This window comes from Microbacterium sp. MAH-37 (assembly GCF_009758255.1).
GTDB lineage: Bacteria > Actinomycetota > Actinomycetes > Actinomycetales > Microbacteriaceae > Microbacterium.
In genome coordinates this window covers 1-22,937 of the sequence record NZ_WSEN01000001.1, presented here as the reverse complement: position 1 = coordinate 22,937, position 22,937 = coordinate 1, and the positions used below count along the sequence as shown (strand labels likewise).

Annotated in this window: 24 protein-coding genes; 6 read left to right on the top strand and 18 right to left on the bottom strand. The window is 70.2% G+C overall.

The window, feature by feature from the left end; translation table 11 throughout:
* Positions 1–13: 13 nt before the first annotated feature.
* Positions 14–934: an NADP-dependent oxidoreductase gene (locus GON06_RS00120; protein WP_157310127.1), complete on the top strand. Its 921-nt coding sequence runs from the start codon at positions 14–16 to the stop codon at positions 932–934.
* 98 nt (positions 935–1,032) lie between these two features.
* On the opposite strand, the gene GON06_RS00115 is transcribed toward GON06_RS00120, so the two are convergent.
* The 8 genes from GON06_RS00115 to GON06_RS00080 all read right to left on the bottom strand — a co-directional run bounded on the left by GON06_RS00115 (position 1,033) and on the right by GON06_RS00080 (position 10,279).
* On the bottom strand, positions 1,033–1,785 hold the full coding sequence (locus tag GON06_RS00115; protein WP_157310126.1) for an ABC transporter permease: 753 nt from the start codon (positions 1,783–1,785) through the stop codon (positions 1,033–1,035).
* The gene (locus GON06_RS00110) at positions 1,782–2,495 is read right to left on the bottom strand and encodes an ABC transporter ATP-binding protein (RefSeq protein ID WP_157310125.1); all 714 of its coding nucleotides are present in this window, start codon (positions 2,493–2,495) and stop codon (positions 1,782–1,784) included. The genes GON06_RS00115 and GON06_RS00110 overlap by 4 nt, the downstream gene beginning before the upstream one ends.
* Entirely contained in the window at positions 2,479–3,042 is a 564-nt protein-coding gene (locus tag GON06_RS00105; RefSeq protein WP_157310124.1) for a TetR/AcrR family transcriptional regulator, read from the bottom strand. The genes GON06_RS00110 and GON06_RS00105 overlap by 17 nt, the downstream gene beginning before the upstream one ends.
* Before the next feature lie 121 nt (positions 3,043–3,163).
* Entirely contained in the window at positions 3,164–4,627 is a 1,464-nt protein-coding gene (locus tag GON06_RS00100; RefSeq protein WP_157310123.1) for a purine-cytosine permease family protein, read from the bottom strand.
* A 67-nt stretch (positions 4,628–4,694) separates the two neighbouring features.
* A complete protein-coding gene (locus tag GON06_RS00095) occupies positions 4,695–6,338 on the bottom strand; it encodes an amidohydrolase (protein WP_157310122.1) in 1,644 nt (547 codons plus the stop codon).
* 20 nt (positions 6,339–6,358) lie between these two features.
* A complete protein-coding gene (locus GON06_RS00090; RefSeq protein ID WP_157310121.1) occupies positions 6,359–7,462 on the bottom strand; it encodes a C45 family autoproteolytic acyltransferase/hydolase in 1,104 nt (367 codons plus the stop codon).
* Positions 7,459–9,180 carry an amidase gene (locus GON06_RS00085; RefSeq protein ID WP_157310120.1) on the bottom strand — a complete coding sequence of 574 codons (1,722 nt, stop codon included), beginning with the start codon at positions 9,178–9,180 and terminating at the stop codon, positions 7,459–7,461. Before GON06_RS00085 ends, GON06_RS00090 begins: the two co-directional genes overlap by 4 nt.
* The gene (locus tag GON06_RS00080; protein WP_157310119.1) at positions 9,164–10,279 is read right to left on the bottom strand and encodes an agmatine deiminase family protein; all 1,116 of its coding nucleotides are present in this window, start codon (positions 10,277–10,279) and stop codon (positions 9,164–9,166) included. Before GON06_RS00080 ends, GON06_RS00085 begins: the two co-directional genes overlap by 17 nt.
* A 68-nt stretch (positions 10,280–10,347) precedes the next feature.
* Here GON06_RS00080 and GON06_RS00075 point away from each other — a divergent pair, with 68 nt between their 5' ends.
* Positions 10,348–10,953 carry a TetR/AcrR family transcriptional regulator gene (locus GON06_RS00075; protein ID WP_157310118.1) on the top strand — a complete coding sequence of 202 codons (606 nt, stop codon included), beginning with the start codon at positions 10,348–10,350 and terminating at the stop codon, positions 10,951–10,953.
* Between the two features lie 25 nt (positions 10,954–10,978).
* Here the strand turns inward: GON06_RS00075 and GON06_RS00070 are convergent, their stop codons facing one another.
* Together GON06_RS00070 and GON06_RS00065 are read right to left on the bottom strand one after the other, a co-directional pair.
* Entirely contained in the window at positions 10,979–12,100 is a 1,122-nt protein-coding gene (locus tag GON06_RS00070) for a low temperature requirement protein A (RefSeq protein WP_157310245.1), read from the bottom strand.
* Positions 12,101–12,183: 83 nt separating this feature from the next.
* A complete protein-coding gene (locus GON06_RS00065; RefSeq protein ID WP_232527989.1) occupies positions 12,184–13,386 on the bottom strand; it encodes a glycosyltransferase in 1,203 nt (400 codons plus the stop codon).
* An 80-nt stretch (positions 13,387–13,466) separates the two neighbouring features.
* On the opposite strand from GON06_RS00065, the gene GON06_RS00060 reads away from it, so the two are divergent.
* Together GON06_RS00060 and GON06_RS00055 are read left to right on the top strand one after the other, a co-directional pair.
* Positions 13,467–13,730, top strand: a complete 264-nt coding sequence (locus GON06_RS00060; protein ID WP_157310116.1) for a glutaredoxin family protein — start codon at positions 13,467–13,469, stop codon at positions 13,728–13,730.
* A 107-nt stretch (positions 13,731–13,837) separates the two neighbouring features.
* Positions 13,838–15,598: an aldehyde dehydrogenase family protein gene (locus GON06_RS00055; RefSeq protein WP_157310115.1), complete on the top strand. Its 1,761-nt coding sequence runs from the start codon at positions 13,838–13,840 to the stop codon at positions 15,596–15,598.
* A 129-nt stretch (positions 15,599–15,727) separates the two neighbouring features.
* Here GON06_RS00055 and pip read toward each other — a convergent pair whose 3' ends face one another.
* Positions 15,728–16,690, bottom strand: a complete 963-nt coding sequence (gene pip, locus GON06_RS00050; protein ID WP_198346555.1) for a prolyl aminopeptidase — start codon at positions 16,688–16,690, stop codon at positions 15,728–15,730.
* Positions 16,691–16,740: 50 nt separating this feature from the next.
* Positions 16,741–17,619, bottom strand: coding sequence for a KPN_02809 family neutral zinc metallopeptidase (ypfJ, locus tag GON06_RS00045; RefSeq protein WP_157310114.1), 879 nt, complete (start codon positions 17,617–17,619; stop codon positions 16,741–16,743).
* 52 nt (positions 17,620–17,671) lie between these two features.
* Between ypfJ and GON06_RS00040 the strand changes: the two genes are divergently transcribed.
* Together GON06_RS00040 and GON06_RS00035 are read left to right on the top strand one after the other, a co-directional pair.
* A complete protein-coding gene (locus GON06_RS00040) occupies positions 17,672–18,658 on the top strand; it encodes a malate dehydrogenase (RefSeq protein ID WP_157310113.1) in 987 nt (328 codons plus the stop codon).
* 52 nt (positions 18,659–18,710) lie between these two features.
* Positions 18,711–19,181 carry a recombinase family protein gene (locus GON06_RS00035; protein WP_157310112.1) on the top strand — a complete coding sequence of 157 codons (471 nt, stop codon included), beginning with the start codon at positions 18,711–18,713 and terminating at the stop codon, positions 19,179–19,181.
* Between the two features lie 12 nt (positions 19,182–19,193).
* Here the strand turns inward: GON06_RS00035 and GON06_RS00030 are convergent, their stop codons facing one another.
* The 6 genes from GON06_RS00030 to GON06_RS00005 all read right to left on the bottom strand — a co-directional run bounded on the left by GON06_RS00030 (position 19,194) and on the right by GON06_RS00005 (position 22,711).
* Positions 19,194–19,844 carry a hypothetical protein gene (locus tag GON06_RS00030; RefSeq protein ID WP_157310111.1) on the bottom strand — a complete coding sequence of 217 codons (651 nt, stop codon included), beginning with the start codon at positions 19,842–19,844 and terminating at the stop codon, positions 19,194–19,196.
* Positions 19,841–20,341, bottom strand: a complete 501-nt coding sequence (locus tag GON06_RS00025; RefSeq protein ID WP_198346554.1) for a hypothetical protein — start codon at positions 20,339–20,341, stop codon at positions 19,841–19,843. The genes GON06_RS00030 and GON06_RS00025 overlap by 4 nt, the downstream gene beginning before the upstream one ends.
* The gene (locus GON06_RS00020) at positions 20,338–21,903 is read right to left on the bottom strand and encodes a hypothetical protein (protein ID WP_157310109.1); all 1,566 of its coding nucleotides are present in this window, start codon (positions 21,901–21,903) and stop codon (positions 20,338–20,340) included. The genes GON06_RS00025 and GON06_RS00020 overlap by 4 nt, the downstream gene beginning before the upstream one ends.
* A gap of 8 nt (positions 21,904–21,911) precedes the next feature.
* On the bottom strand, positions 21,912–22,190 hold the full coding sequence (locus GON06_RS00015) for a hypothetical protein (protein ID WP_157310108.1): 279 nt from the start codon (positions 22,188–22,190) through the stop codon (positions 21,912–21,914).
* Complete coding sequence (locus GON06_RS00010; RefSeq protein ID WP_157310107.1) at positions 22,187–22,348, bottom strand: hypothetical protein; 162 nt, start codon at positions 22,346–22,348, stop codon at positions 22,187–22,189. The genes GON06_RS00015 and GON06_RS00010 overlap by 4 nt, the downstream gene beginning before the upstream one ends.
* 75 nt (positions 22,349–22,423) lie before the next feature.
* Positions 22,424–22,711 carry a WXG100 family type VII secretion target gene (locus tag GON06_RS00005; RefSeq protein ID WP_157310106.1) on the bottom strand — a complete coding sequence of 96 codons (288 nt, stop codon included), beginning with the start codon at positions 22,709–22,711 and terminating at the stop codon, positions 22,424–22,426.
* Positions 22,712–22,937 lie beyond the last annotated feature (226 nt).

Below are 22,937 nucleotides of genomic sequence, written 5' to 3'. Positions count from 1 at the left end.
TAAGGACCTCCGCATGCGCGCCGCCGTCTACGACCGCTTCACCCGTGACTTCGACGACCTCGAGGTGCGCGATCTGCCCGAGCCGAAGGTGTCCCCGGCATCCGTCCTCATCGAGGTGCGCGCCGCCGGCGTGAACCCGGTGGACTGGAAGCTCATGGCCGGCGGGCTCGACGCGATCATGCCGACGATGTTCCCCGTGATCCCCGGGTGGGATGTCGCGGGCGTGGTCGTCGCGGTCGGCATGGACACCCCGGAGTTCCAGGTCGGCGACGAGGTTCTCGCCTATGCGCGTCCCGACGTCGTCGGCGGGGGCACGTTCGCCGAACGGGTGGATGTTCCGGTCCGCGCCGTCGCGCACAAGCCGGCTTCCCTGTCCTGGGAGCAGGCGGGCGCGCTCCCCCTCGCCGGCGGCACCGCGCTGCGCGCGATCGACGCCCTCGGAGACATCGACGGTCGCACGGTGCTCATCCACGGCGCGGCCGGCGGAGTGGGCAGCTTCGCCGTGCAGATCGCCGTCGCCCGCGGCGCCCGCGTGATCGGCACGGCATCCGAGCGCAATCACGACGCCCTGCGCGAGTACGGCGCGGAGCCGGTCGCGTACGGCGACGGCCTCGCCGAGCGCGTGCTCGCCCTGGCCGGCGGCACGGTCGACGCGGTCGCCGACTTCGTGGGCGGACAGCTCGAGACCACACTCGCTGTGCTGCGCGAGGGCGGGTCGCAGGTGTCCGTCGCAGACCCGTCGGTGGTCGCGCACGGCGGGCGGCACATCTGGGTGCGCCCCGACGGCGCCGAGACCGCGCGCCTCGCCACGATGGTCGAGGAGGGAACGCTGCGGGTCGAGATCGCAGGCACGTTCAGCCTCGACCAGGTCCCCGACGCCTTCCGCGCGAGCGCGACCGGCCACACCCGCGGCAAGCTCGTCATCGTCCCGTAGCTCGCGCGTCATTCAGTTGGCACCTGTTGCCGCATCGACGCGCCTCAGGCGGCAACAGGTGCCAACTCGAGAGACGGACGGATGCGGCAGACAGACGGTCAACGGCGCAGTTGCAGCCGGGACCAGGTAGTGCAGACCAGCATCGTGAAGACCACAGGGACGGCGAGGACCACGAGCAGCTGTGCGGCGTTCACGGCCGTGCCGGCGCTCATCGCCCACAGTGCGGGCGCGGCCAGCGGCATCCACCCGCCGGCACCGGTGAGCGCGCCGACCTGCGCGAGGATGACAAGGGCGATCGTTCCGCCTACCCCCGCGAAGACCGAGCGCGCCGCCGTCGCGATCCACGCGACCGGCGCGACGATCAGCCCGGTGAGCACAGCCAGCGCGATCTGCCTGCCGAGTCCGGCCCAGGTCGCGGCATCCGGCGCGCCGTAGCCGAGCAGAAGACCGAGCACCAGCACGCCGACCGCCAGGAGCACGCCGACGCACGCCGCCCATGCCAGGTGCACGACGAGCTTCGCCCAGGCGATGCGCCCGCGGCCGATCGGCAGTGCGAACAGCCCGGTGATGGTGCCGTCGGTGAACTCGCGCCCGAACATCCACGCCAGCACCGTGCCGAAGCCGATCAGGCCACCGACCGCTGTGACCTGCGCCGCGCCCGCGAGCAGTCCGCTCCAGTTCAGGGCCGCAGCCGGCCCGGCCTTCGCCGCCACCTCGGGGTTGCCACCGGCGACCGCCCCCGTGATTCCGCCCAGCACGGCGAGCGCCCCCGCGACGACCGCCAGCGTCGCGACCAGTCCCACCGGCGACCGCACGAGTTTCAGCGTCTCCACGCGCAGTGCACCCTTCATCGCAGTACAGCCTCCCTGCGCTCGTCGTCGACGCGGATGCGGTCGAAGAACATCCGCTCGAGGTCGGCGCCGGCGGTGTCGAGCTCGCCGATCAGTCGGCCACGGTTCATCAGGATCACCCGGTCGGCGATCCGTGCCACCTCGTCGAGATGATGGCTGCTCACCAGCACCGCCGCCCCCTCGCCCGCGCGTCGCAGCAACTGCTCGCGCAGCAGGATCACGGATGCCGGATCGAGGGCGTTGCCGGGCTCGTCGAGCACGATCAGGCGGGGATCGTGCTGCATCGCCGCCGCGAGACCGACCCGCTGCCGCGTGCCCAGTGACAGCCGCAGGAACCGTCGATCCGCGACCGGGCTCAGCAGCCAGGCATCCAGCGCACTCGGCACCGCCGCGGGGTCGGCCCCGCGCAGCTGGCATGCGATGCGCAGGTTCTCGCGCGCGGTCAGTTCGGGGTACGCGAGCGGCACCTCGATCAGCGCGCCGACCGCGCTCCAGGCAGCCACAGGGAGATCGTCGAGCGGACGCCCGAGCACCTGCACCGTGCCGCTGTCAGCGCGCAGCATCCCCAGCGCCAGCCGCATCAGGGTGGTCTTGCCCGCCCCGTTCAATCCGACGAGGGCGACGATCTCGCCGCTGTCGACATCGAACGACAGGTCGCGCACCCCATCGCCACCGCGGAAGGCCAGACCGACCTCATCGAAGCGCAGCATCGAGGTTCCCTCCCAGCACGTCGAGCGCCGCCCCCAGGGCAGCCCCCGGATCGGGTTCATCGGACCGCGCCCAGGACAGTAGGGCCACGCCCAGTCCCGCGATCACGGCGGTCGCTGCCACCCGTGCGTCGGTCTCGGACGACCCCCGCGCGACGAGGGCCATGACAAGCGCATCCGTCGTCGCGGCGCTGTTGCGCTCGATCGCACCGTGCAAGCCGGATGCGGCGGTGAGGATGCGCAGCCGGGCGCGCAACGCGTCTGCGGCATCCGCTTCCATCCCCTGCCACACCGAGCGGATACCGGCAGTGAGCGCCCGCATCGCGGGCTCGTCCGACGGGCGCGACCGCACGGCGTCCGCCATGAGCGGGTCGAACGGGTCCTCCAGCAACAGCGCCTCCTTCGAGGGGAAGTGCCGGAACAGCGTCATCTCGCTGACACCCGCGCGCGCGGCGATCTCGACCGTGCCGGTCGCGTCGTAACCCTGCGCAGCGAAGAGCTCCAGCGCCGCGGCGCGCAGAGCCTCATGCGTCCTTGCCCATCTGTCCATGCGGGCAACGTTAGTCACTAACATTGCCCGCGACAAGCCCTGGCAAGCTCGAATCGCTTGGCTTCCTCGATTCCGTGGCCGGATGACGCACGTCAAGCGATTCAAGGGCGGGAGGGCTGGGTCAGGCGCCGATCTGCGCGCGCACCGTGCGACCGGCGAGCAGGGCGTAGAGCCCGACGGACACGATGAGGCCGACCGGCACGGACAGGTCGAGGCCGCCGAGCGCCGCGCCCCACGGGCCGGACCACACCGTGGTCGACAGGAACATCGCGGTCGCGAAGCCTCCGACGACGACCGAGACGAGCCCTGCGACGCCGAACCCGCCGAGGTACCAGAACATGCCGCCGGGCCGCTCGTCGAACAGGTCGTCCCCGTCGTACCTGTTGCGGCGCAGCACGATGTCTGCGACGTAGACGCCCATCGTCGGCACCGAGATGATCAGCAGGAACTGCAGCATCAGGTTGACGGCACTGATCAGGTCGGATGCCAGCACGAGCACGATCGTGAACGCGCAGCCGAGAGCACCGATGAGGATCGCCGAGGGGATGCGGCGGATCGGAACGCCGATCGACTGCAGCGCCATGCTCGCCGTGTAGGTCGTCATGCCGTTCAGCGAGATGCAGTTCACCAGCACGCCGAGCACGAACAGCGGGGCGAGCCAGACCGGCAGGTTCTCGAGCAGGGCGTACTCGATGCCGTTCTCGAGAGTCTCAGGGCCGACCGAGCCTCCCAGCACGACGCCGAACGCGGTGATGAGCACGGCGGGGAACAGCTGCCCCAGCGACGTGGCGCCGATGATGCCCGACGCCTTCGTCTCCCGTGGCAGGTAGCGGGCCATGTCAGCGCTGTTGCTGAACGACAGCGGCGACGACGCCATCAGGGCGAAGGCGATGGTGATGCTCACCCACAGCGGCACCCCGTCGAGCGGCGCGGGCTGCGAGAAGCCCCAGTCCAGTGTGGGCGCGATGAAGCCGATCACCAGCGCGAAGATCACGAACAGGCCGATCGAGATGCCCATGTACGCCTTCAGGATGAGCGCATGGCCGTACACGGCGACGAGCACCGTGATCGCCGAGACGACGACGGCCACCAGGATCGGCGCCAGGACAGGGGCGGGGAAGCCCCAGCGCCCCAGCAGCTCGCCGCCGATGAACGAGGCGGCCACCCAGTTCAGCGCGAGGAACACTCCGGAGATGAACCAGCCGTAGAACGCGATGACGATCTTGTTGCCATGGATGCCGTAGATCGCGCGCTGGATCACCGAACCCGAGGTGCCGGCTGCCGGTCCGGAGATCGCGACGATCCCCGGCAGGATCGCCAGAACGCTCGAGGCCAGCACGACCAGCAGCGCCTGCCAGATCTCGAGTCCCAGCACGAGGGTCATCGACGCCCCGACGGTGATGTTCAGTACGCTGACGCCCGGCGCCGACCACACGAAGAACAGGTCTCGGGCGCGGCCGTGGCGCTGCGTGTCGTCGATGAGCTCGATGCCGCGGGTCTCGGGTGTGTTCGCCGCGTCGACGAACTCGGATCCCGGTTCCTGCGCCGCGGCGCGCAGGGTGGGTACGGCGGATGCTTCGGACATTGAAGGTCCTTCCAGGACAAGTTCCCTCCTGCGTCGCTGCAGGGGGCATTCGGGTTTCAGAGGGGGGTCAGCGCCGCCGGTAGGCGGCTTCGCCGTGCACCAGGGTGAGGAGCACAGCGCCGGTGAGCAGGTCGTCGGTCGGGGCGGTCAGCGGGTCGACGTCGAGCACGGCGATGTTCGCGAAGAAGCCGGGGGCGATCCGCCCGTAGGCGTCGTCGATCGCGCCGACGTGCGCCGCACCGGAGGTCGCGGCGGCGAGCGCCTGTGCGGCGGTGAATGCGCGCTCCGGGTGGTACGGCGGCAGAGCACGGTCGATGGAGGACCGGCCGGACATCGCGATGAACAGGTTGTGCAGAGCCTCGTGGGGTGCCGTGGGGGCGTCGGTGCCCAGGGCGACGGGGACGTCGACGTCGCGGAACCACTTCCACGGGAAGCCGTCCTCGGCACGCTGGTCGCCGAGCACCGCCATCCAGTTGTCCAGGATGGCGGGGTCGCAGTGCACCGGCTGCATGGATGCGGCGACACCGTGCTCCCGCATCCGCGCGACGGTCTCGGGGGCGACCGACTCCAGGTGCTCGATGCGGGGACGCCGGCCGGTGCCGGTGCCGTTCGCCTGCTCGCAGGCCTCGACGAGGTCGACGGCGAGGGCGCTCGCGGCGTCGCCGATGGCGTGCATCGCGAGCTGCAGGCCGGCGCGGTCCGCGGCGATCGCGACCGGCGTCGCGGCCTCGCGACTCCAGATCGGGTCGGCGTTGGACCCGTCCGCGTACGGGCGCACCATCGCGGCGGTGCAGGCGTCGATGACGCCGTCGAGGATGAACTTCACGCCGACCACCTTCAGCCACGGCGTGCCGGTGGCGGCGAGCTCGTCGCGCAGCTGCACGGCGCGCTGCACCTGGGCGAGGTCGGCCGCGGGGTCGCCGGTGGAGCTCAGCCACCAATGCGCGGTCACGGGGAAGGGCAGGCGCCCGTCGCGGTCGAGCCGCCGGCGGAGGGCCGCCATCGACTGCTCGGTCATGCCCATGTCGGCGGCGCCGGTGACGCCGGCGGCGAGGTAGGCGTCGAAGGCGAGATCGAGGTGTCCATCGACCTCCTCGTCGGTGCGGATGCCGTCGAGGTAGTCGGCGAGCAGGTCCATCGCGGCGGTCTCGAGCAGGAAGCCTGTGGCGTCGCCATGCTCGTCACGCACGACCTCGCCACCGATCGGGTCGGCGGTGTCGCGGTCGATGCCCGCGGCGCGCAGCGCCGCCGTGTTCACCCACGTGCTGTGCAGGTCGTTCGCGTCCAGGAAGACCGGGATGTCGTCGATGACCTCGTCGATCATCGCCGCGGTCGGCTGGGTGACTCCCTCGGGGAGGGCGTCGAACAGCCAGCTGACGCCCTCGATGACCTCCGCGTCCGGGTTCGCCGCACGCGCCTCGAGCAGCCGCTGCTGGATCTGCTCCACCGAGGTGCAGTCGCGCAGCTGCACCTTGCCCTGTGCGTGGCCGAACATCGCGAGGTGGGCGTGCGCCTCGATGACACCGGGCATCGCGAACGCCCCGTCCAGGTCGACGACCGCAGCATCCGTCCCCGCGGCGGCGCGCACGTCCTCCTCGGTGCCGACGGCGAGGATGCGGTCGCCGCGGACCGCGAACGCGGACTGCAGCGGAGCATCCGCCAGTCCATCGAAGACGACGGCGTTGCGATAGACGGTGGTGGTCTCAGTCATGGGGATCCTCTTCGATCAGGTCAGAGTGCGAGCTCGATGTGCGGACGGGTGGTGTTCTCAGCCGGAGTGCCGTCGAGCACGTCGGCGCGACGCGCGGACGGGTCGAGCACGACCGTGGCGAGGCTCGCCCAGCGCTGCCCCATCGGCAGCGCGAGGTCGGGAACGCAGGTCACCGGCGGCTGGCCGTCGCCGGTGACGAGCGCGGCGCGGAGCTGGTCGGCATCCGCCGGGGCAGCTCCCCGCGTCAGCCGGTCGCGCAGGAAGTCCCAGCGCTGACCGGAGTCCGGCTGGTACAGCCAGGTCTTCTCGTCGGCGGCCGGCTCGGCCGTGAGGAAGTGGTTCGTGCGCAGCCAGGTGCCCTCGGTGATCGCGGGCGCCTCGAACACACCCTCCGGGCTGATGTCGAGCAGTACGGCGTCACCCTGATCGTCGAACAGCGCAAAGGAGCCGGAACTCGTGACCGGCGCATCGCGCACCAGTTCGACGGCGTGCGCGGCGCTGGTCGCCTCTTCGAGCACCAGCGCGGCGAGCACGTGCATCGGGATGCCCTCGGGCCGGTCGGCCCGGTGCCCGAGGATGTTGAAGTGCAGCGCGACACCGGCGCTGTTCACACCGATCTTGCCGAGGATGCCGCACTCGGTGAGCCCTGCGTAGTCGTGGGCGCCGCCGCGGGAGACGACCGTGTGCCAGTACGGCGCGATCTCCATGTGCCAGTCCCAGGTCTGCACGCCCATCGTGTGCGCACGGCCTTCCGAATCGCGGATGGAGCGCACGATGGTCGAGCACTCCCCCGGCGGTACGGCGACGCTGCGGGACAGGATCTCGGTTCGGCCGTTCAGCGCCGCGATGCGCCAGAGTTCGGCATCCGCGCCGGCGGCGACACCCTCGATCTGCGCACGCAGCGCCGGACGGTGGACACCGACGGCGTCGAGCAGCCGCTCGGCGTCGTCGCGCACCGTCTTCTCGTCGAGTTCGCCGAGGCGGAACAGGCGGTCGTACGCCTCGATCGTGCCGGGCAGCGTCTCGCGCAGCTGCCTGCCGCGCTCGGCACCGCGGGCGAACGGGTCTGCATCGGAGACGGCGATCTGCAGGCGGTCTTCGGGGCGGGGGAACGGCGAGGTCATGAGAGTTCCTCTCCGTCGACGGGGAGAGCGGGAGTGCGCGGCGGCGGGGTGCGGCGAGCGCCGGTCGCCTCGAAGGCGGCGACGAGGCGCAGCAGCGCGGTGTCGTCCCAGCCGCGGCCGGCGAAGGTCAGACCCACGGGCATCCCGATGTCGGCCATCGTGCCCATCGGCACGGTGACGGTGGGCACGCCGAGGTGGCGGATGGCGAGGTTGCCGTTCGCCACCCAGACGCCGTTGCGCCATCCGGCGTCGGCGGATACCGGGTTCACGTCCATGTCGGCGGGGCCGACGTCTGCGACGGCGGGGAAGATCACGGCGTCGAGACCGAGGCCGTCCATCCACTCCTCGAGGTCGATGCGGCGGGTCTCCTCGAGACCGCGCACACCCTCCTCGAGGTACGGGATGTCGGTGAACGCGGCGTGCGGACGCTCGCGCACGAACGCCGGGTACTCGGCGATGTCGTCGTCGAAGCCGGTGTAGCGGTCGGGCAGCGCACCCTCGGGCCGCGGGAAGATGCGCGCGCCGTCGACGAGTTCGAGCCGGTCCAGTGCCGGGTCGGCGTTCGCGCGCAGGAAGTCGTCCCAGGCCCAGGCAGAGAGGTCCTCGATCTCGGAGCGCAGGAACCGCTCGCTGACCAGGCCGCGGGTCTTCAGGGTCGGTGCGCCGGCGCGGTCTCCCTCGTAGTTCGTGACCAACGGGAAGTCGACCTCGACGACCTCGGCGCCTGCGGCTTCCAGGTCGCGCCGTGCCTGCTCCCAGAGGGCGATGACGGATGCCCGGGTCTCGATGCGCTGACCGGTCGGGCCTCCGATCGTGGTGCCGGTGCCGGCATCCGGATCCTGGTTGATGTACATGCGCGGCACGCCGAACCGGCGGCCCTGCAGGGCACCGCTGCCGGTTGCCAGCGCCGGGTACGACTCCGGCCGCACCTCGGATGCCGCGGGGATCGGCGCCCACGGCTGTACACGCCAGAAGTCGCCGCGCAGCTCGGCGTCGTCAGCGACGATGACGTCCAGCACCTCGAACAGGTCGGCCATGGTGCGGGTGTGCGGCACGACGACGTCCATGGTCGGCACGAGCGGCCAGTTGCCGCGCACCGAGATGACGCCGCGCGAGGGCGTGTACGCGCACAAGGCGTTGTTCGACGCCGGTGCTCGTCCGCTCGACCAGGTCTCCTCGCCGAGTCCGAAAGCGGCGAAGCTCGCCGCGGTCGCGGTGCCCGAGCCGTTCGACGACCCGGAGCCGAAGGCGCTGGTCAGCCAGTCCGCGCTGTAAGGGCTCTCGGCGCGGCCGTAGACGCCACGCTGCATGCCGCCGTTGGCCATCGGGGGCATGTTCGTCAGGCCCAGGCAGATCGCACCGGCGGCGCGCAGCCGCTCGATCGTGAACGCGTCGCGCTGGGCGACCAGGTCGGCGAAGGCCGGGGATCCCGATGCCGCGGTGAGGCCGGCGACGAGGTAGCTGTCCTTCGCCGTGTACGGGATGCCGTCCAGAGGACCTCGCGTCTCGCCGGCGGCGCGACGGGCGTCGGATGCCGCGGCCTGGGCCCGCGCCTCGGGGTTGCGGACGACGACCGCGTTCAGAGCCGTGGCGGTGTCCGGGCCGTCGAAGGCGTCGATGCGCGCGAGGTAGGCGTCGACGAGGTCGACGGCGGTGACGGTGCCGTTCTCGAGCGCCGCACGGAGGTCGGCGATGGATGCCTCAGTGACTTCGAACATCACGAGCACCCTCCCCCCACACCCGGCTCCTGAGCGAGGAGCGCAGCGACGAGCGCCGTACTGAGCGGACCCGGGTGAGGGGCTGCTGCTGGGTGATGCAGTGGATGCCGCCGCCGCGGGCGAAGATCGGACGGGCGTCGACGGTCACCACGCGGCGTCCGGGATAGGCGTCCTCGAGGATGGCTCGCGCCCGGGCATCCGCCGCCTGCTCACCGAAGCCGCAGGCGATCACCCCGCCGTTCACGACAAGGTGGTTGACGTAGCTGTAGTCGACGAAGTCGCCGTCCACGCGCAGCGTCTCCGGTGCCGGCAGGTCGATGATCTCGAAGGAGCGGCCGGCGGCATCCGTCTGCGCGGCGAGGTGCTCGCGCAGCTCACGGGTGACGACGTGGTCGGGATGCGCGGCATCCGGCTGCGAGTGCAGCAGCAGGCGACCGGGCGAGGGGATGGTGGCGACGATGTCGACGTGCCCGTTGGTGCCGAGCTCCTCGTAGTCGGCAGTGAGGCCGCGCGGCAGCCAGACCACCTTCTCGGCACCGATCGTGCGGGCGAACTCGGCCTCGACGCGCTCCCGGTCGGCGAGCGGGTTGCGGTTCGGGTCGAGCTGCACGGTGTCGGTCGCGAGCACCGTGCCCTCGCCGTCGACGTGGATGCCGCCGCCCTCGTTCACCAGCAGGCTGGAGACAAGCTCGGCCCCGACCTGCTCGGCGACGACGCGGGCGTGCTGCGCGGCCTTCTGCCACTCGGCCCAGGCCGGCGCGCCCCAGCCGTTGAAGATCCAATCCACCGCGCCGAGCGCACCGGGGCGCTCATCGTCGACGACGAACGTCGGGCCCGAGTCGCGCAGCCAGAACTCGTCCACCGGGACTTCGACGATCTCGACGGCGCCACCGAGCATGCGGCGAGCGCGGTGTGTCTCGGTCGGGTCGACCAGCATCGTGACGGGCTCGAACTCAGCGATCGCGAGGGCGGTGTCGGCCCACGCGCGGTAGCCGCTCTCCTGGTGCTCCGCCCCCGAGCCCAGCGTGACGCCGGCGCGCGGGAACGCCATCCAGGTGCGCTCGTGCGGGTCGCCCTCGTGTGGCATCCGCCATCCCATGCTGTCCTCCTCGACATATTGATCATGCGATCAATAACTGTGGATGACAGTAGTAGGCTGACCGCATCATGTCAACCGCCGAACGCCCCCGCGCCCGCCGCAAGGCCCCGCAGGAGCGCGCCGCCGAGATCACCGCGGCCGCCCGATCCCTCGCTCTGGAGTCTGGGATCAGCGCGGTGACGCTGCGCGCGGTGGCCACCCGTGCCGGTGTCACCCCGGCACTCGTCGCGCACTACTCGGACGGCATGGACCGGCTCGTCGCCGACGTCTTCCAGCGGATCGTCGCCGACGAGCGGCGCGAGGTGGCCGCGCTCGTCGCCGTTCCCGAAACCGCGACCGCCAGCATGGACGCGCTGCTCGACACCATGATCGACGGCACCCGTGATGACGTCACCCTGGTGTGGGTCGAGGCGTGGGCGCACGGCCTGCGCAACGAGCCGCTCGCGCAGGCGGTGCGCTCGGAGATGGACGGCTGGCGCGATCTGATCCGCGACGTGATCGTGCGCGGTGTCGACTCCGGCGAGTTCCGCACCTCGGATCCGACCGGCGCCGCCTGGCAGATCCTGGGCATGGTCGACGGCCTGAACGCGCAGAGCCTGGTGCGCTGGGGCGACTCCCAGACCCGCGGCTCGATGCTGCACGCCGCCGTCGCCGGCGTGCTCGGCGCCTCCTGACCCCCCGGTTTCGGGCGGAGCGGTCTCAGCGCCGCAGCGGCCGGCGGATCACCAGCACCACGACCACGGCGACGAGGATCACCGTCGTCAGCGCGACCGGCAGCGGCAGCACGGCGTCGACGAGCACCAGCACGGCTCCCCCGGGCACGACGGCGTTCACCACGGGGTCGGCGTTCGCACGGATCGCGATCCACCAGATCGCCAGCAGGAACACCGCGATCGGGATCGCCACCGCGAACGCCGCGACCAGCGGGGCCACGTGGCCCTCACCCGTGAGCAGGTCGATCTGCAGCTCGATCCCCACCGAGAACGCCGCGGCCGCGGCGAGCACGAAGTAGTGGGCGTAGCCGTAGCTGAACGAGCTGCGCATCGTCGTGATGGCCCTGTGGTGCGGGGGCCAGAAGTAGATCCACCACATCGACGCCGCCGCGATCAGCGTCAACGCCGAGATCGAGATCAGCGGCAGCAGCGACTCCACCTCATCGAGGGCTCCGATCACGGCGTTCGCCGAGGCGAGGATCGTCTCGCCCAGCACGATCAGCGTGAACAGCGAGTACCGCTCGGTGACGTGGTGCGGATGCCACGGCGTCGTGTTCTGCGCCTCTGCGAGCAGCGGCACCGCCAGCTCGAGCGCCGCGAGCACGACGAACGCGACGAGCTGCCAGGCCGACGGCACGAACAGGAACAGCACCCACAGCACCTGCACGACGGCGATGCCCACAGCGTAGAAGAGTGCCGTGCGCCGATACTCCGCGGTCGAGCGCGCGGCACGCAGCCACTGCGCGACCATCGCGATGCGCATCACGATGTAGCCGATGACCAGCAGCAGGAAGGAATGCTCGACGAAGGCGCGCGGGATGCCGGCGGCGAGCACGAGCACACCGCTCATCTGCACGATCGTCAGCACCCGGTACAGCCAGTCGTCGTTGTCGAACGACGTCGCGAACCAGGTGAAGTTCATCCACGCCCACCAGATCGCGAAGAACACCATCAGGTAACTGAGGATGCCGTCCAGCAGATGCCCTTCACGCAGCGCGTGGTGCAGTTGCGCCGAGGCGATGCTGACGGCGACCACGAACACCAGGTCGAAGAACAGCTCGAGTGAGCTCGCTGCACGATGCGGCTGGGCAGGGTCGCGCGGCAGCATCCTGCTCAGCCGGAATCGGGTCGTCGTGGTGTCGCTCACGGCGACAGATTAGCGGCAGGCGGTGCCGCGCGCATCGTGCGGGACTACAGCTCGCCCGGCCGCATCGCCTCAGCGTCGATCGCGCGGATGATCCGCTGGCCGGCGGTGTCGGTCGACGGCTCGGATGCCGCGGCATCCGCCTTCCTCCCGCGCGGCGCGTAGACGACCAGCGCGTGGAACAGGAATCGCGCGAAGAACGCGACCACCAGCGAGAGCGCGGTCGCGAGCACGCTGGAGATGTGCCAGTTCTCGACCATGAGCGCCATCACCGGGATGCGCACCGCGGCCTCGACGTTGTTGAACGCGAAGGATGCGGCGAATCGCACCCATACCCCTCGCGCGTCCGCGCGCAGGTCGGCGAACACGAATCGCTCCTGCAGCAGGAAGTTGCCGATGATCGTGACCTCGGCGCCGATGATCGCCGCCCAGATGTACGGCATTCCCGCCCTGGTCAGCACCCACATGATGCCGACGTTCGCGACCGCGCCGAGCAGTCCGATCAGCGCGAACAGGCTCATCTTGCCGAACCGCAGCCGCGCGAGGTGCGCGATGAACGTCCCACCCTGCCGCAGCGACGCCTTCGACGTGCCGTGCCGCCGCTCGCCGAACGACATCGGCACCTCGGCGACGCGCACATCGGAGCGCACCAGGATCTCGAGCAGGATCTTGAAGCCCTGCGGACGCAGGCCGTCCACGTCGACGCTCCTCCGGTCGACGAGGAAGTAGCCGGTCATCGGGTCGGTGCTGCGCCACAGCCGGCGCGGGAACATCGCCTTGGTCAGCCAGGTCGCCGCCCGCGAGACGCCGAAGCGCACGGCCGTGCCCAGCCCGTCTGAGTCGCCGCCGCCGATGTAGCGGGAGGCCGCGACGACGTCCGCATCGCCCTTCTCATGTCGCGCGATGATCTCGGGCAGCAGCTCTGGCGGATGCTGCAGATCGCCGTCCATCACGATGCAGACGTCGTGCGCCGCCTGCTGCAGTCCGAGCACAACCGCGCCGCCGAGGCCGCCGGTGTTGTGCTCGCGGTGGATGCCGCGCACCGGGATCCGCGCGGATGCGGCGACCCGCTCGACCTCCGCGATCGTGTCGTCCGAGCTGTCGTCGACGAAGAGGATCTCGGCTTCTCTGCCCTCGAGTGCGCGCGCGGTGCGTTCGACGAGCTCTGCGACGTTGTCGCGCTCGTTGAACGTCGGCACGATCACCGTGACGGCTTCAGCCACCGGCGTCCCCTCCTGTCGTGCGGGCATACGATGCTCCATCGTTTCACGGGTTCCTGTGGCGCGCCTCTCCCAGCGCCCGCTCTGCTGCACGGCCTTACGCTGGAGACATGACGACTCCCGCTTCCGACAGCATCACCATGTTCGGCGCCGACTGGTGCCGCGACTGCATCCGCACCAAGAAGCAGCTCGACGAGCTGGGCATCGAGTACACGTACGTCGACCTGGTCGCCGACCCGGCCGCTGCGGACGTCGCCAAGGAGATCTCGGGCCGCACCAACATCCCCGTGGTCGTGTACCCGGATGCCTCGCACCACGTCGAGCCCTCGAACGCCGACGTCGAGTCGAAGCTGCGCGAGCTCTCGCTGATCTGACCCCTCCAGTCGCTGCGCTCCCTCGCTCAACGACCGAAACCGTGAAACCCGGTCTCACGCAGAGCGGGACCGCGGCGTAGGCTGAGGCGAAGGCCCCGAAGGAGACGATGATGACTTCCCCCGCCACCGCGAAGACGGCCGCGCCCGCGGCATCCGCCCTCGATGACGCGGAACGGGAGCGGCTGGATGCCGCGATCCGCGACCTGCAGGCGGGATCGCGCACCTGGGCCGCCCTCACTGTCGCGCAGCGCGCGACGCTGCTGCGTGCTGTGCGCACCAGCACCGCCGCGAACGTCGAGGACTGGGCTCTCGTCGCCGCGGATTCCAAGGGCCTGAACGCCGCGCATCCGCTGCGCGGCGAGGAGTGGCTGAGCGGCCCGTACAGCGTGCTCGGCGCGCTGGACGCGTACATCGACACGCTCACGAAGATCGCCGAGGGCCGCGGTGCGCTCGACGGCATCCGGCTCGGTCGCGCATCGGGTGGCCGGGTCGCGGTCGACGCATTCCCGCTGACCGGCATGGACAGGTTCCTGCTGCAGGGCTTCACCGGGCAGGTGTGGCTCGAACCGGGTATCACCCCGAACGCCGCACGCCACGCTGCCGGCCTCGGGCAGCTCTCCCCCGGCGAGAACGGCGGCGTCGGCCTGGTGCTCGGTGCCGGCAACATCACCTCGATCCCCGTGCTGGACGTGCTCTACGAGCTGCTCGCGCACAACCGCGTCGCGCTGTTGAAGGTCAATCCCACGCAGGACGCCCTGGTGCCGGTGTACGAGCGCGCGTTCGCGCCGCTCATCGAGCCCGGCCTGCTGCGCATCGTGCGCGGCGGTCCCGCGGCGGGCGCCTACCTCACCGGGCACGACGACCTCGTGCACGTGCACATCACCGGTTCCGCGGCGACGTTCGATGCGATCGTGTGGGGCCCCGGCGCGAACGGAAAGCGCCGTCGACGCGAGAACCGCCCGCAGCTGAAGAAGCCGATCACGGCCGAGCTCGGCGGCGTCTCCCCGATCATCGTGGTCCCGGGCGAATGGTCCGACGCGGATCTCACCTTCCAGGCCGAGCACGTCGCCACCATGCGACTGCAGAACTGCGGCCACAACTGCATCGCCGGTCAGGTCGTGCTGATGTCGGCGGACTGGCCGCAGAAGGAGCAGTTCCGCGCCGCGCTGCGCCGCGCGTACGCCGCGGCTCCCGACCGCCCGATCTGGTACCCGAACTCGGATGCCCGGATGTCGCAGGCGGCCGGGGACTATCCCGACGCGCTGCAGCTCGCCGACCGGCTGCTGATCGAGATCGGCGCCGACGACGACGCGACCGCGCTGGAGAACACCGAGTACTTCGCCCCGGTGCTGGGCGTCGAAGAGCTGCCCGGGCTCGGCCAGGAGTTCCTCGACGGTGCCGTCGCGCATGCGAACGCGAAGCTGCAGGGCACGCTCGGTGCCAACCTGATCATCGATCCGGCGACCGAGAAGAGTCTCGGCAGCGGGTTCGGACGCGCGATCGCCGCACTGCACTACGGCTCGATCGCGGTGAACACCTGGACCGCGTTCGGGTTCATCACCCCGACGATGACGTGGGGCGCGTTCCCGGGCAACACCATCCAGGACGTCGGCAGCGGCCTGGGCGTCGTGCACAACGCGCTGCTGCTCGACGGCGTGGAGCGCTCGGTGGTCCGAGGGCCGTTCCGCCCGTTCCCGCGGTCACTGCCCGTGGCGAACGGCGGCGGCCGGGTGACCATCCTGCCGAAGCCGCCGTGGTTCGTCAGTGCACGCACAGCTGCGACGGTCAGCGAGGGTCTGACGCGCTTCCGTGCGAACGGGGGCCTCGGCACGCTGGTGAAGACACTCCTCGCAGCGCTGCGCGCCTGACCCGTCCCCCGGCTCCGGTCTCACTCGTTGCGGGTGCCGGCACCACAACACCCGCAACCGTTGCGACCGGAACATCGGGAGGGTCAGCTTCTGGGGCTCCGGTCTCACCCGTTGCGAGTCAGAGCAGTATCAGGGGCGGAAGCCGTCCGTCGCGGCGCGCAGCGCCGCGGCGATGCCGGGCTCGGACGCCGAGTGGCCGGCGTCGTCGACCACCACGAACTCCGCCTCGGGCCAGGCCGTGTGCAGGTCCCAGGCCGTCATCATCGGAGTGCACACGTCGTGCCTGCCCTGCACGATCACGGCCGGGATGTGCCGGATGGCGTCGACGCCCGCGATGAGCTGCCCCTCCTGCATCCATCCGCCGTGCAGGAAGTAGTGGTTCTCGATGCGGGCGAACGCGGTGGCGTGCTCCGGCTCGATCGCGGTGGCGATGTGCGCGGCATCCGGCCGCAGAGTGACCGTCGAGGCCTCCCATCGGGTCCAGGCGACCGCCGCCGGCACGTGCACGGCGGGATCGGGGTCGCTGAGCCTGCGGTGATACGCCTCGATCAGGCGGTTGCGCTCGAGCACCGGGATCGGCGCGAGGTAGTCCTCCCACAGGTCGGGGAAGATGGCCGATGCGCCTCCCTCGTAGAACCACTCCAGCTCGTGCCTGCGCAGCGTGAAGATGCCGCGCAGCACCAGTTCCGTCACCGCGTCCGGATGCGTCTGCGCATAGGCCAGGGCCAGCGTGCTGCCCCAGGAACCCCCGAAGACCTGCCACGCCGTGATGCCGAGGTTCCGTCGCAGCAGCTCCATGTCGGCGACCAGGTGCCAGGTGGTGTTGAACCGCAGGTCGGCGGCCGGGTCGCTCACGTGCGGCGTACTGCGGCCGCATCCGCGCTGGTCGAAGAGCACGATGCGGTAGACCTCGGGATCGAAGAAGCGCCGCTGCCAGGCGGATGTTCCGCTGCCAGGGCCGCCGTGCAGGAAGACGACCGGCTTGCCGTCGGGGTTGCCGCTCTGCTCCCAGTGGATGCGATTGCCGTCGCCCACGATGAGCTCGCCGGTCCCGTACGGCTCGATCGGCGGATACAGCGAGTCCAGATCCATCCTTCAACCCCCCGGTCGTTCGGACTGCGTCCCTTCAACCTAGCCCGAAGTCAGAGCTTGTCCCCCGGCACCGAGAAGGTGTCGCAGACGCCGAGTCCGTTCTTGTAGCCGTCGGCGAACCAGGCCTGGCGCTGCTCGCTGGTGCCGTGCGTGAAGCTCTCCGGGTTCACGAAGCCGGACTGCTCCTGGATGTGGTCGTCTCCGACGGTGAAGGCGGCGTTCAGCGCATCCCTGATCTGCGCCTCGGTCGGCTTCTCCAGGTACGGGTTGCCGTTGTCGTCCTCGAGCTCGGTGACGTCGCCCAGCCAGGCGCCCGCGTAGCAGTCGGCCTGCAGTTCCATGCGCACGCCGTTGCTCTCGGGCCCGGTGCCGTTGTTCGGGTACTTGTCCATCGTGCCGGTGATGTTCTGGATGTGGTGGCCCCACTCGTGCCCCACGATGTAGAGCTGAGCGAGTTCCTCGGCGGATGCCCCGAACTGCTGCCTCATCAGCTGGAAGAACGTGGGGTCGATGTACACGCCCTGCTCCGGCGGGCAGTAGAACGGGCCGACCGCGTTCGACGCGGTGCCGCACTGCGTGGGCGTCTGCCCGTCGACGACCGTCATCGTCGGCTCGACGTACCCGTCGACGTGCTGCGCCCAGTAGTCGTTGAGCACGACCTCGGCGCCCGCCATGCGGCAGTCGTCGTTCGTGTTCGCATCCTCACCGGTCTTGCACTCGGTCAGCGTGCCGCCGTCGGATGCCGCGGGCTGCTGGTCACCGCCGGGCAGCCCGCCGACCAGGCCGGACAGGTCGATGCCGAACAGCGGACCTGCGAGCAGGGCGAGGATCGCGACGATGCCGACGGCGCCGCCGCCGGCGATGGCCGTCGTCCGCCCGCGCCTGCGCGTCTTGTTGCCGGAGATGTCGGCATCCGGATTGAACGTCATGCAGAAAACGTACCCCGCGCCGCGCCGCGCGCATACGTCCTAGGCTCGATCCATGGCGACCACCATCACTCTCACCGGAGCCGGCGGACAGATCGGCTATGCACTGCTCTTCCGCATCGCGGCGGGCGACCTGCTCGGCCAGGACCAGCATGTCCGGCTGCGACTGCTGGAGATCCCGCAGGGGCTGAAGGGTGCGGAGGGTGCGGCCCTCGAACTGCAGGACGCCGCCTTCGACCTGCTCGATGACGTCGAGGTCACCGACGACCCGGCAGTCGGCTTCGACGGCGCGAACCTCGCGCTGCTGGTCGGCGCCCGCCCGCGCGGACCGGGCATGGAGCGCGGCGACCTGCTCGCGGCGAACGGCGGGATCTTCGCGCCCCAGGGCCGTGCGATCGCTGCGCACGCGGCATCCGATGTGCGCGTGAGCGTGGTGGGAAACCCGGCGAACACCAACGCCCTGATCGCCTCCGCGGCGGCCGACGGCGTGCCCGCCGAGCAGTTCAGCGCCCTCACCCGGCTGGACGAGAACCGGGCGCGGGCGCAGCTCGCCGCCGCACTCGACGCGCCGGTCGCCGACATCCGCGGCGTGACCATCTGGGGCAACCACTCCGCGACCCAGTACCCGGACATCTCGTATGCCACCGTCGCAGGGCGGCCGGTGGCGGATGTCCTGGCCGAGCGCGTCGGGGACGCGGAGGCGTGGCTCGACGGCACGTTCATCCCCCGCGTCGCGAAGCGCGGCGCCGAGATCATCGAGGTGCGCGGGTCGTCCTCGGTCGCCTCCGCGGCGAGCGCGACCATCGATCACGTGCGCGACTGGGTGCGCGGCACCGAGTGGACCAGCGCTGCCGTCGTGTCCCACGGCGAGTACGGTGTGCCGGAGGGGCTGGTGTCGTCGTTCCCGGTGCGATCCGTCGGCGGGCGCTGGCAGGTCATCGAGGGGCTGGAGATCGGCGAGCGCTCGCGGACGCGCATCGACGCCTCCGTCGCTGAGCTCACCGGCGAGCGCGAGGCCGTGCGCGCCCTGGGGCTGCTCTGACCGGCAGCCCTGCAGGCGGGAGTCAGGCAGAATGGGACGAGGAGGTACGGCGATGGACGACGTGACGAGCACCAACGGGCGACCGGCGGCGATCGAGGACGCGCTGACCAGCCCGCTGAACCTGCCGCACGCGGCCGCCCAGTGCCCGAAGTGCTTCACTGAGCTGCAGCAGAACGACAACTGGTGGTCAGCCCGCCCCGACGGCGCGAAGCTGGTCGGACTTGTCGTGAGTCGCGACGGCATGCCTTCTGTCGTGGAGCAGCGCGACGACCTCACCCGCTTCGGTGTGCCGATCGAGGGATTCCGCCATCCGGCTCCCGAGATCCTGGAGAGCTGGGGCGATCGCCTCGCCCGCCTGATCGACACGCTGGTTCCCGGTGACGTGCTGGTCGTCGCGACGATCCACGCGCTGGGCCGCGACATCGACGAGGAGACCCGCACGGTCGCCGAACTGCGCCGCCGCGGCATCATGGTGAAGGTGCTGAACCACCACGCCCGTCACCTCGCCGACGCGGGACGCTGAGCGCCGCGCAGGTCAGCCCTTTGCGGCGAACAGTTCGTCGCGCAGCGACGGCGGATGCTCCGCGCTGAAGTAGGACGCCGCGACGAACTCGTCGAACAGCGCGCACATCATGTTCTCCAGTTCACCCAGAGGCGTGGAGAAGCGTGCCACCAGCATCTGCTTGGTGCCCGGAACCGGGATCCAGTAGTCGGCGATCAGCCGCAGGGTGCCGTCGGCCTCGCTGCCGTCCTGGACGGCCTCGACGCGGTGCGTGCGCAGCGCCTGACCGGAGGGCCCGCGCACCTCGACCATCGAGGCGTGCGCGACCGGGTCGATCCGCTTCAGCCCCTCGGCCATGACCTTCAGCACCGTCTCGGGCGCGGTGCCGATCGCGGGGCTCATCCGCAGGTCGGCCGGCTCGAAGACGAGCAGAGTCACCGGCAGCGGGGTTCCCGCGGCGATCTCGGTCGAGAACATGATGGCGCGGAGATCGCCCTGCGCACCGGCCGCGACGGCCTCCTGCAGCTGCTGGCGCACCCGCGCACGCTCGGGGGCGAGGTCGTCGGCGGCGCCGACGGCGCCCTTAGCGATCCTGCGGATGGATGCCGCGGTGGCGTCTCCTCCGGCGAGGTCGACCGAGAACCAGCGGCCTGGGAGGCGGAAGCGCAGTTCGGGGCGGCTCACTCCGGAGCCGTCCAGGCGCCGTAACGGGTTCTCATGCCCGTCAGGCTGACTCCGCCCTGGCCCGCATTGGTCGCACCGAGGGGACTGAGCTCAGCGGCCGCGGCACGGAGGTCGACGGGATCCTCCCCGTCGGCCGTCGTGACGCCTGCCACGATCTTGATCGTGTTCGGCTCCCACGGCAGCGTCGTCCAGATCGTCTCGACGACCGCATCCAGCTCGGCGCTCGTGAACGGCTCCGCGGAATCCGTGACCAGGCCGATGCTGAGCCGGTACCCGAAACCGTTGCGCGACCGCTTCAGGGAGTCCACCTCCACGACCCTCGGCGCAGCCTCCGTCACGGCATCCGACACGTCGCCATAGTCCACAGTCGTCTCCTCCGTATGTCCGCCGCCCGCCGGCAGGACACTGCACCCGGCCAGTCCACCGCCCAGCAGCGCTCCCGTCAGGGCGACCGCGAGCAGCCGTCGACCACCCGCATCCCATCGCCGCATACTCATTCGCTCCAGTGATAGTAGGAGATGTCGGTGTACCCATCATCGTTGAAGAAGTTCGCCAGGTCCGGATGATCCGCCTGCACCTGGGCGAGATTGTCCTGGTAGGTCTGCGAGTACTTGTCCGCGTTGTGTGCGCCCACGTCGACGCCGAGGACCGGATTCGCGTCCGGCGGGTCGACCCGGATCGATGTCCAGTTCGATCCGTGATCGATGCTGTCGAAGTCACCGGTGATGGCATCCAGTCTCGGCACCGGATCTCCGTTGTGCTGCACGGACACCACGTCGATGTCGTCCGGGATGGGCATGTGGTCGATCGGCGCACCCGCGGCGACCACCGCCTGCCAGTTGTAGTCGGAGTTGTAGGCCGCGAGGTGTCCGGCCATGATGCCGCCCTGACTGAACCCGACGAGCATCACCGGGTCGTTCGGCCCGATCCCCTCCTGCGCCATGGCATCCAGCACCGCACGTTCGTACTGGGTCTGCAGCGCGGGCGTGAGCATCAGCGCGAGGTTGCTGTCGAGGTCGTTCACGGCGCCCTTGTCGCCGAACCGCGACAGCCACTCCTGCGTACTCGGCAGCGTCACCGTGTAGTACCAGCCATCGGGACCGAGCACCTTCGTGATCTTCACGACGCTCTCGTCCTCCAGCCCGAGCTCGTCGACCTCGCCGGCGCCGTCGAGGACGTTCGCCAGGCTCGGATCGTCGGGGAGCTCCTTCTCCTTCACGTCCGCGTACGGGTCCGTCTCAGTCACCTTCGGGGTGTCCTTCAGTACGTCGGACAGCACGCTCCAGATGAGGAAGGCGGCGAGCACGCCGGCGATCACCGCTCCGATGATGAGACCGATGGTGCCGAACAGCGCCCCGATTGCGACGATGAGCAGCAGCACGACGAGCGCCCCGAGGATCGCGACGATGGTGTCTGCGATCTTCTTGAGCAGGTTGACGACGTCCTGCAGGAAGTCATCGATCCAGTCGGCGATGCCGGCGAGGAAGTCGCCGATGTCGGAGAAGAAGTCCCCGACCTTGTCCCAGAAGCCCTCGTTCGTGGAGTCGATCGCCGCGTCGATCTTGCGGATCGCCGCCTCGGCGGCGGCATCCATGGCCTCGCGCGCGGCGTCGATCCGCGCTCGGGCGGAACCGACGGCGGCGAGGGCGTTGTCCGCGGCGCGCTGCGCGCCCGGCACCTGGTCGGTGAGTGCCGGCGCGGGGTCGTCCGCGGCATTCACCTGATCGTTGAGGTCTTCGAGTGCGCGATCGGCGCGGCTCTGCGCGACGAGCGCGTCGTCGAGGTCGTCCTGTGCGCGGTGCGCATCTTCGTGCGCGGCGGTGAGGGCGACGGCGTACTCGGTGATCGCGTCGGCGGTGCCCTTGTAGCGCGGATGGATCCGCTCCAGGTCGGACGAGATCTGCTCGTTCTGCTCGTACAGGGCCTGGACGGCCTTGCCCTCGTCGTCCTGGACGATGCCGCGCAGCTCCTGGATGACGTTGAGGATGACCTCCGCAGAGGCCACGAGACCCGCAGCGCGGGAGGTGAGTTCGGCCGGCTGGCCGGGAAGGACGCTCATGTTGTCTCCTATTTCCCGTCCTGGGCCATCTTGTCGTCGAGGTCACGGAACGTGTCGACGATCGCCTGCATGAAGTCGGCCTGCGAACGCAGGTTGTCGCGCAGCTCCTCGCGCGCGATGTCCCACTTGCCGCCGAAGTCCTCGATCTTGTTCGCGAGTCCGCCGTGACCGGTGAGAGCGCCGATGTCGTCCGCGAAATCCTCCGCGTCGTCGAAGGTCGTCGCCAGCCCCTTGGCGGTGTGCGCGGTCGACTCCAGGCGGTCGAGGTCCATCCTGACGTCGGTCATGCCGCCGCTCCGTCCCGCGTCGCAGCGCGGCGCAGCAGCTCGCCCAGCGCGGCATCCGCCGCCTGCACCTCGGCGCGCAGCGCCGCGACATCCTCCGGCGTGGTGGGCACGCGCACGCGCAACCCGTCGAGCGCTTCCTTCAGCCTGTCATCCGTCATACCGCTCACTCCCCCTCGAATGCGACGAGCGGCCGACGCCGTCAAGCACCGGCCGCTCGTGCGGAAACTCGTGGCTCAGTTGCCGGCGAGCTGCTGATCCAGATCCTGGATCGCACGCATCATGCCCAGCAGCGACTCCGACATGTCGTTGATACCGTCCACAGCCTGCTTCAGGCCCGTGGTCAGCTCACCGTAGCCCTCACCGAACTTGCCCGACGCGTGCTGCGTCTTGAAGTCCTCACCCAGCAGGTTGTCCACTTGCCCCTTCAGGGTGTCCAGCTGACCCTGAATGTCATCACGAGCCTGCGACAGCGACGACGCCACCTGCTCCATCTCCGCATAAGACGCACCGAAATCGGCCATCGAAAACACCTCCGGTAGAAACTGAATGGACCGGACCAGCCGGCCCGACAACAACAACCCTACGAGAACCCACAACAGGCAGTCGATGGGGACAACTACCCATGCGACGGGCCCACCTCCACGACGCATTGAGGGGCCGACCGGAAACCGGTCGACCCCTCAACAGAAACTCGTGGCTCAGTTGCCGGCGAGCTGCTGATCCAGATCCTGGATCGCACGCATCATG

Excerpts from the sequence above, each read along its gene's own strand:
- GON06_RS00025 (WP_198346554.1), bottom strand. The coding sequence starts at position 20,341 with ATGAGTATGCGGCGATGGGATGCGGGTGGTCGACGGCTGCTCGCGGTC.
- GON06_RS00095 (WP_157310122.1), bottom strand. The coding sequence starts at position 6,338 with ATGACTGAGACCACCACCGTCTATCGCAACGCCGTCGTCTTCGATGGA.
- pip (WP_198346555.1), bottom strand. The coding sequence starts at position 16,690 with ATGGATCTGGACTCGCTGTATCCGCCGATCGAGCCGTACGGGACCGGC.
- GON06_RS00020 (WP_157310109.1), bottom strand. The coding sequence starts at position 21,903 with ATGAGCGTCCTTCCCGGCCAGCCGGCCGAACTCACCTCCCGCGCTGCG.
- GON06_RS00120 (WP_157310127.1), top strand. The coding sequence starts at position 14 with ATGCGCGCCGCCGTCTACGACCGCTTCACCCGTGACTTCGACGACCTC.
- GON06_RS00115 (WP_157310126.1), bottom strand. The coding sequence starts at position 1,785 with ATGAAGGGTGCACTGCGCGTGGAGACGCTGAAACTCGTGCGGTCGCCG.
- ypfJ (WP_157310114.1), bottom strand. The coding sequence starts at position 17,619 with ATGACGTTCAATCCGGATGCCGACATCTCCGGCAACAAGACGCGCAGG.
- GON06_RS00005 (WP_157310106.1), bottom strand. The coding sequence starts at position 22,711 with ATGGCCGATTTCGGTGCGTCTTATGCGGAGATGGAGCAGGTGGCGTCG.
- GON06_RS00070 (WP_157310245.1), bottom strand. The coding sequence starts at position 12,100 with ATGCTGCCGCGCGACCCTGCCCAGCCGCATCGTGCAGCGAGCTCACTC.
- GON06_RS00090 (WP_157310121.1), bottom strand. The coding sequence starts at position 7,462 with ATGACCTCGCCGTTCCCCCGCCCCGAAGACCGCCTGCAGATCGCCGTC.
- GON06_RS00080 (WP_157310119.1), bottom strand. The coding sequence starts at position 10,279 with ATGGGATGGCGGATGCCACACGAGGGCGACCCGCACGAGCGCACCTGG.
- GON06_RS00085 (WP_157310120.1), bottom strand. The coding sequence starts at position 9,180 with ATGTTCGAAGTCACTGAGGCATCCATCGCCGACCTCCGTGCGGCGCTC.
- GON06_RS00075 (WP_157310118.1), top strand. The coding sequence starts at position 10,348 with ATGTCAACCGCCGAACGCCCCCGCGCCCGCCGCAAGGCCCCGCAGGAG.
- GON06_RS00010 (WP_157310107.1), bottom strand. The coding sequence starts at position 22,348 with ATGACGGATGACAGGCTGAAGGAAGCGCTCGACGGGTTGCGCGTGCGC.
- GON06_RS00105 (WP_157310124.1), bottom strand. The coding sequence starts at position 3,042 with ATGGACAGATGGGCAAGGACGCATGAGGCTCTGCGCGCCGCGGCGCTG.
- GON06_RS00060 (WP_157310116.1), top strand. The coding sequence starts at position 13,467 with ATGACGACTCCCGCTTCCGACAGCATCACCATGTTCGGCGCCGACTGG.
- GON06_RS00110 (WP_157310125.1), bottom strand. The coding sequence starts at position 2,495 with ATGCTGCGCTTCGATGAGGTCGGTCTGGCCTTCCGCGGTGGCGATGGG.
- GON06_RS00015 (WP_157310108.1), bottom strand. The coding sequence starts at position 22,190 with ATGACCGACGTCAGGATGGACCTCGACCGCCTGGAGTCGACCGCGCAC.
- GON06_RS00100 (WP_157310123.1), bottom strand. The coding sequence starts at position 4,627 with ATGTCCGAAGCATCCGCCGTACCCACCCTGCGCGCCGCGGCGCAGGAA.
- GON06_RS00055 (WP_157310115.1), top strand. The coding sequence starts at position 13,838 with ATGATGACTTCCCCCGCCACCGCGAAGACGGCCGCGCCCGCGGCATCC.
- GON06_RS00040 (WP_157310113.1), top strand. The coding sequence starts at position 17,672 with ATGGCGACCACCATCACTCTCACCGGAGCCGGCGGACAGATCGGCTAT.
- GON06_RS00065 (WP_232527989.1), bottom strand. The coding sequence starts at position 13,386 with ATGCCCGCACGACAGGAGGGGACGCCGGTGGCTGAAGCCGTCACGGTG.
- GON06_RS00035 (WP_157310112.1), top strand. The coding sequence starts at position 18,711 with ATGGACGACGTGACGAGCACCAACGGGCGACCGGCGGCGATCGAGGAC.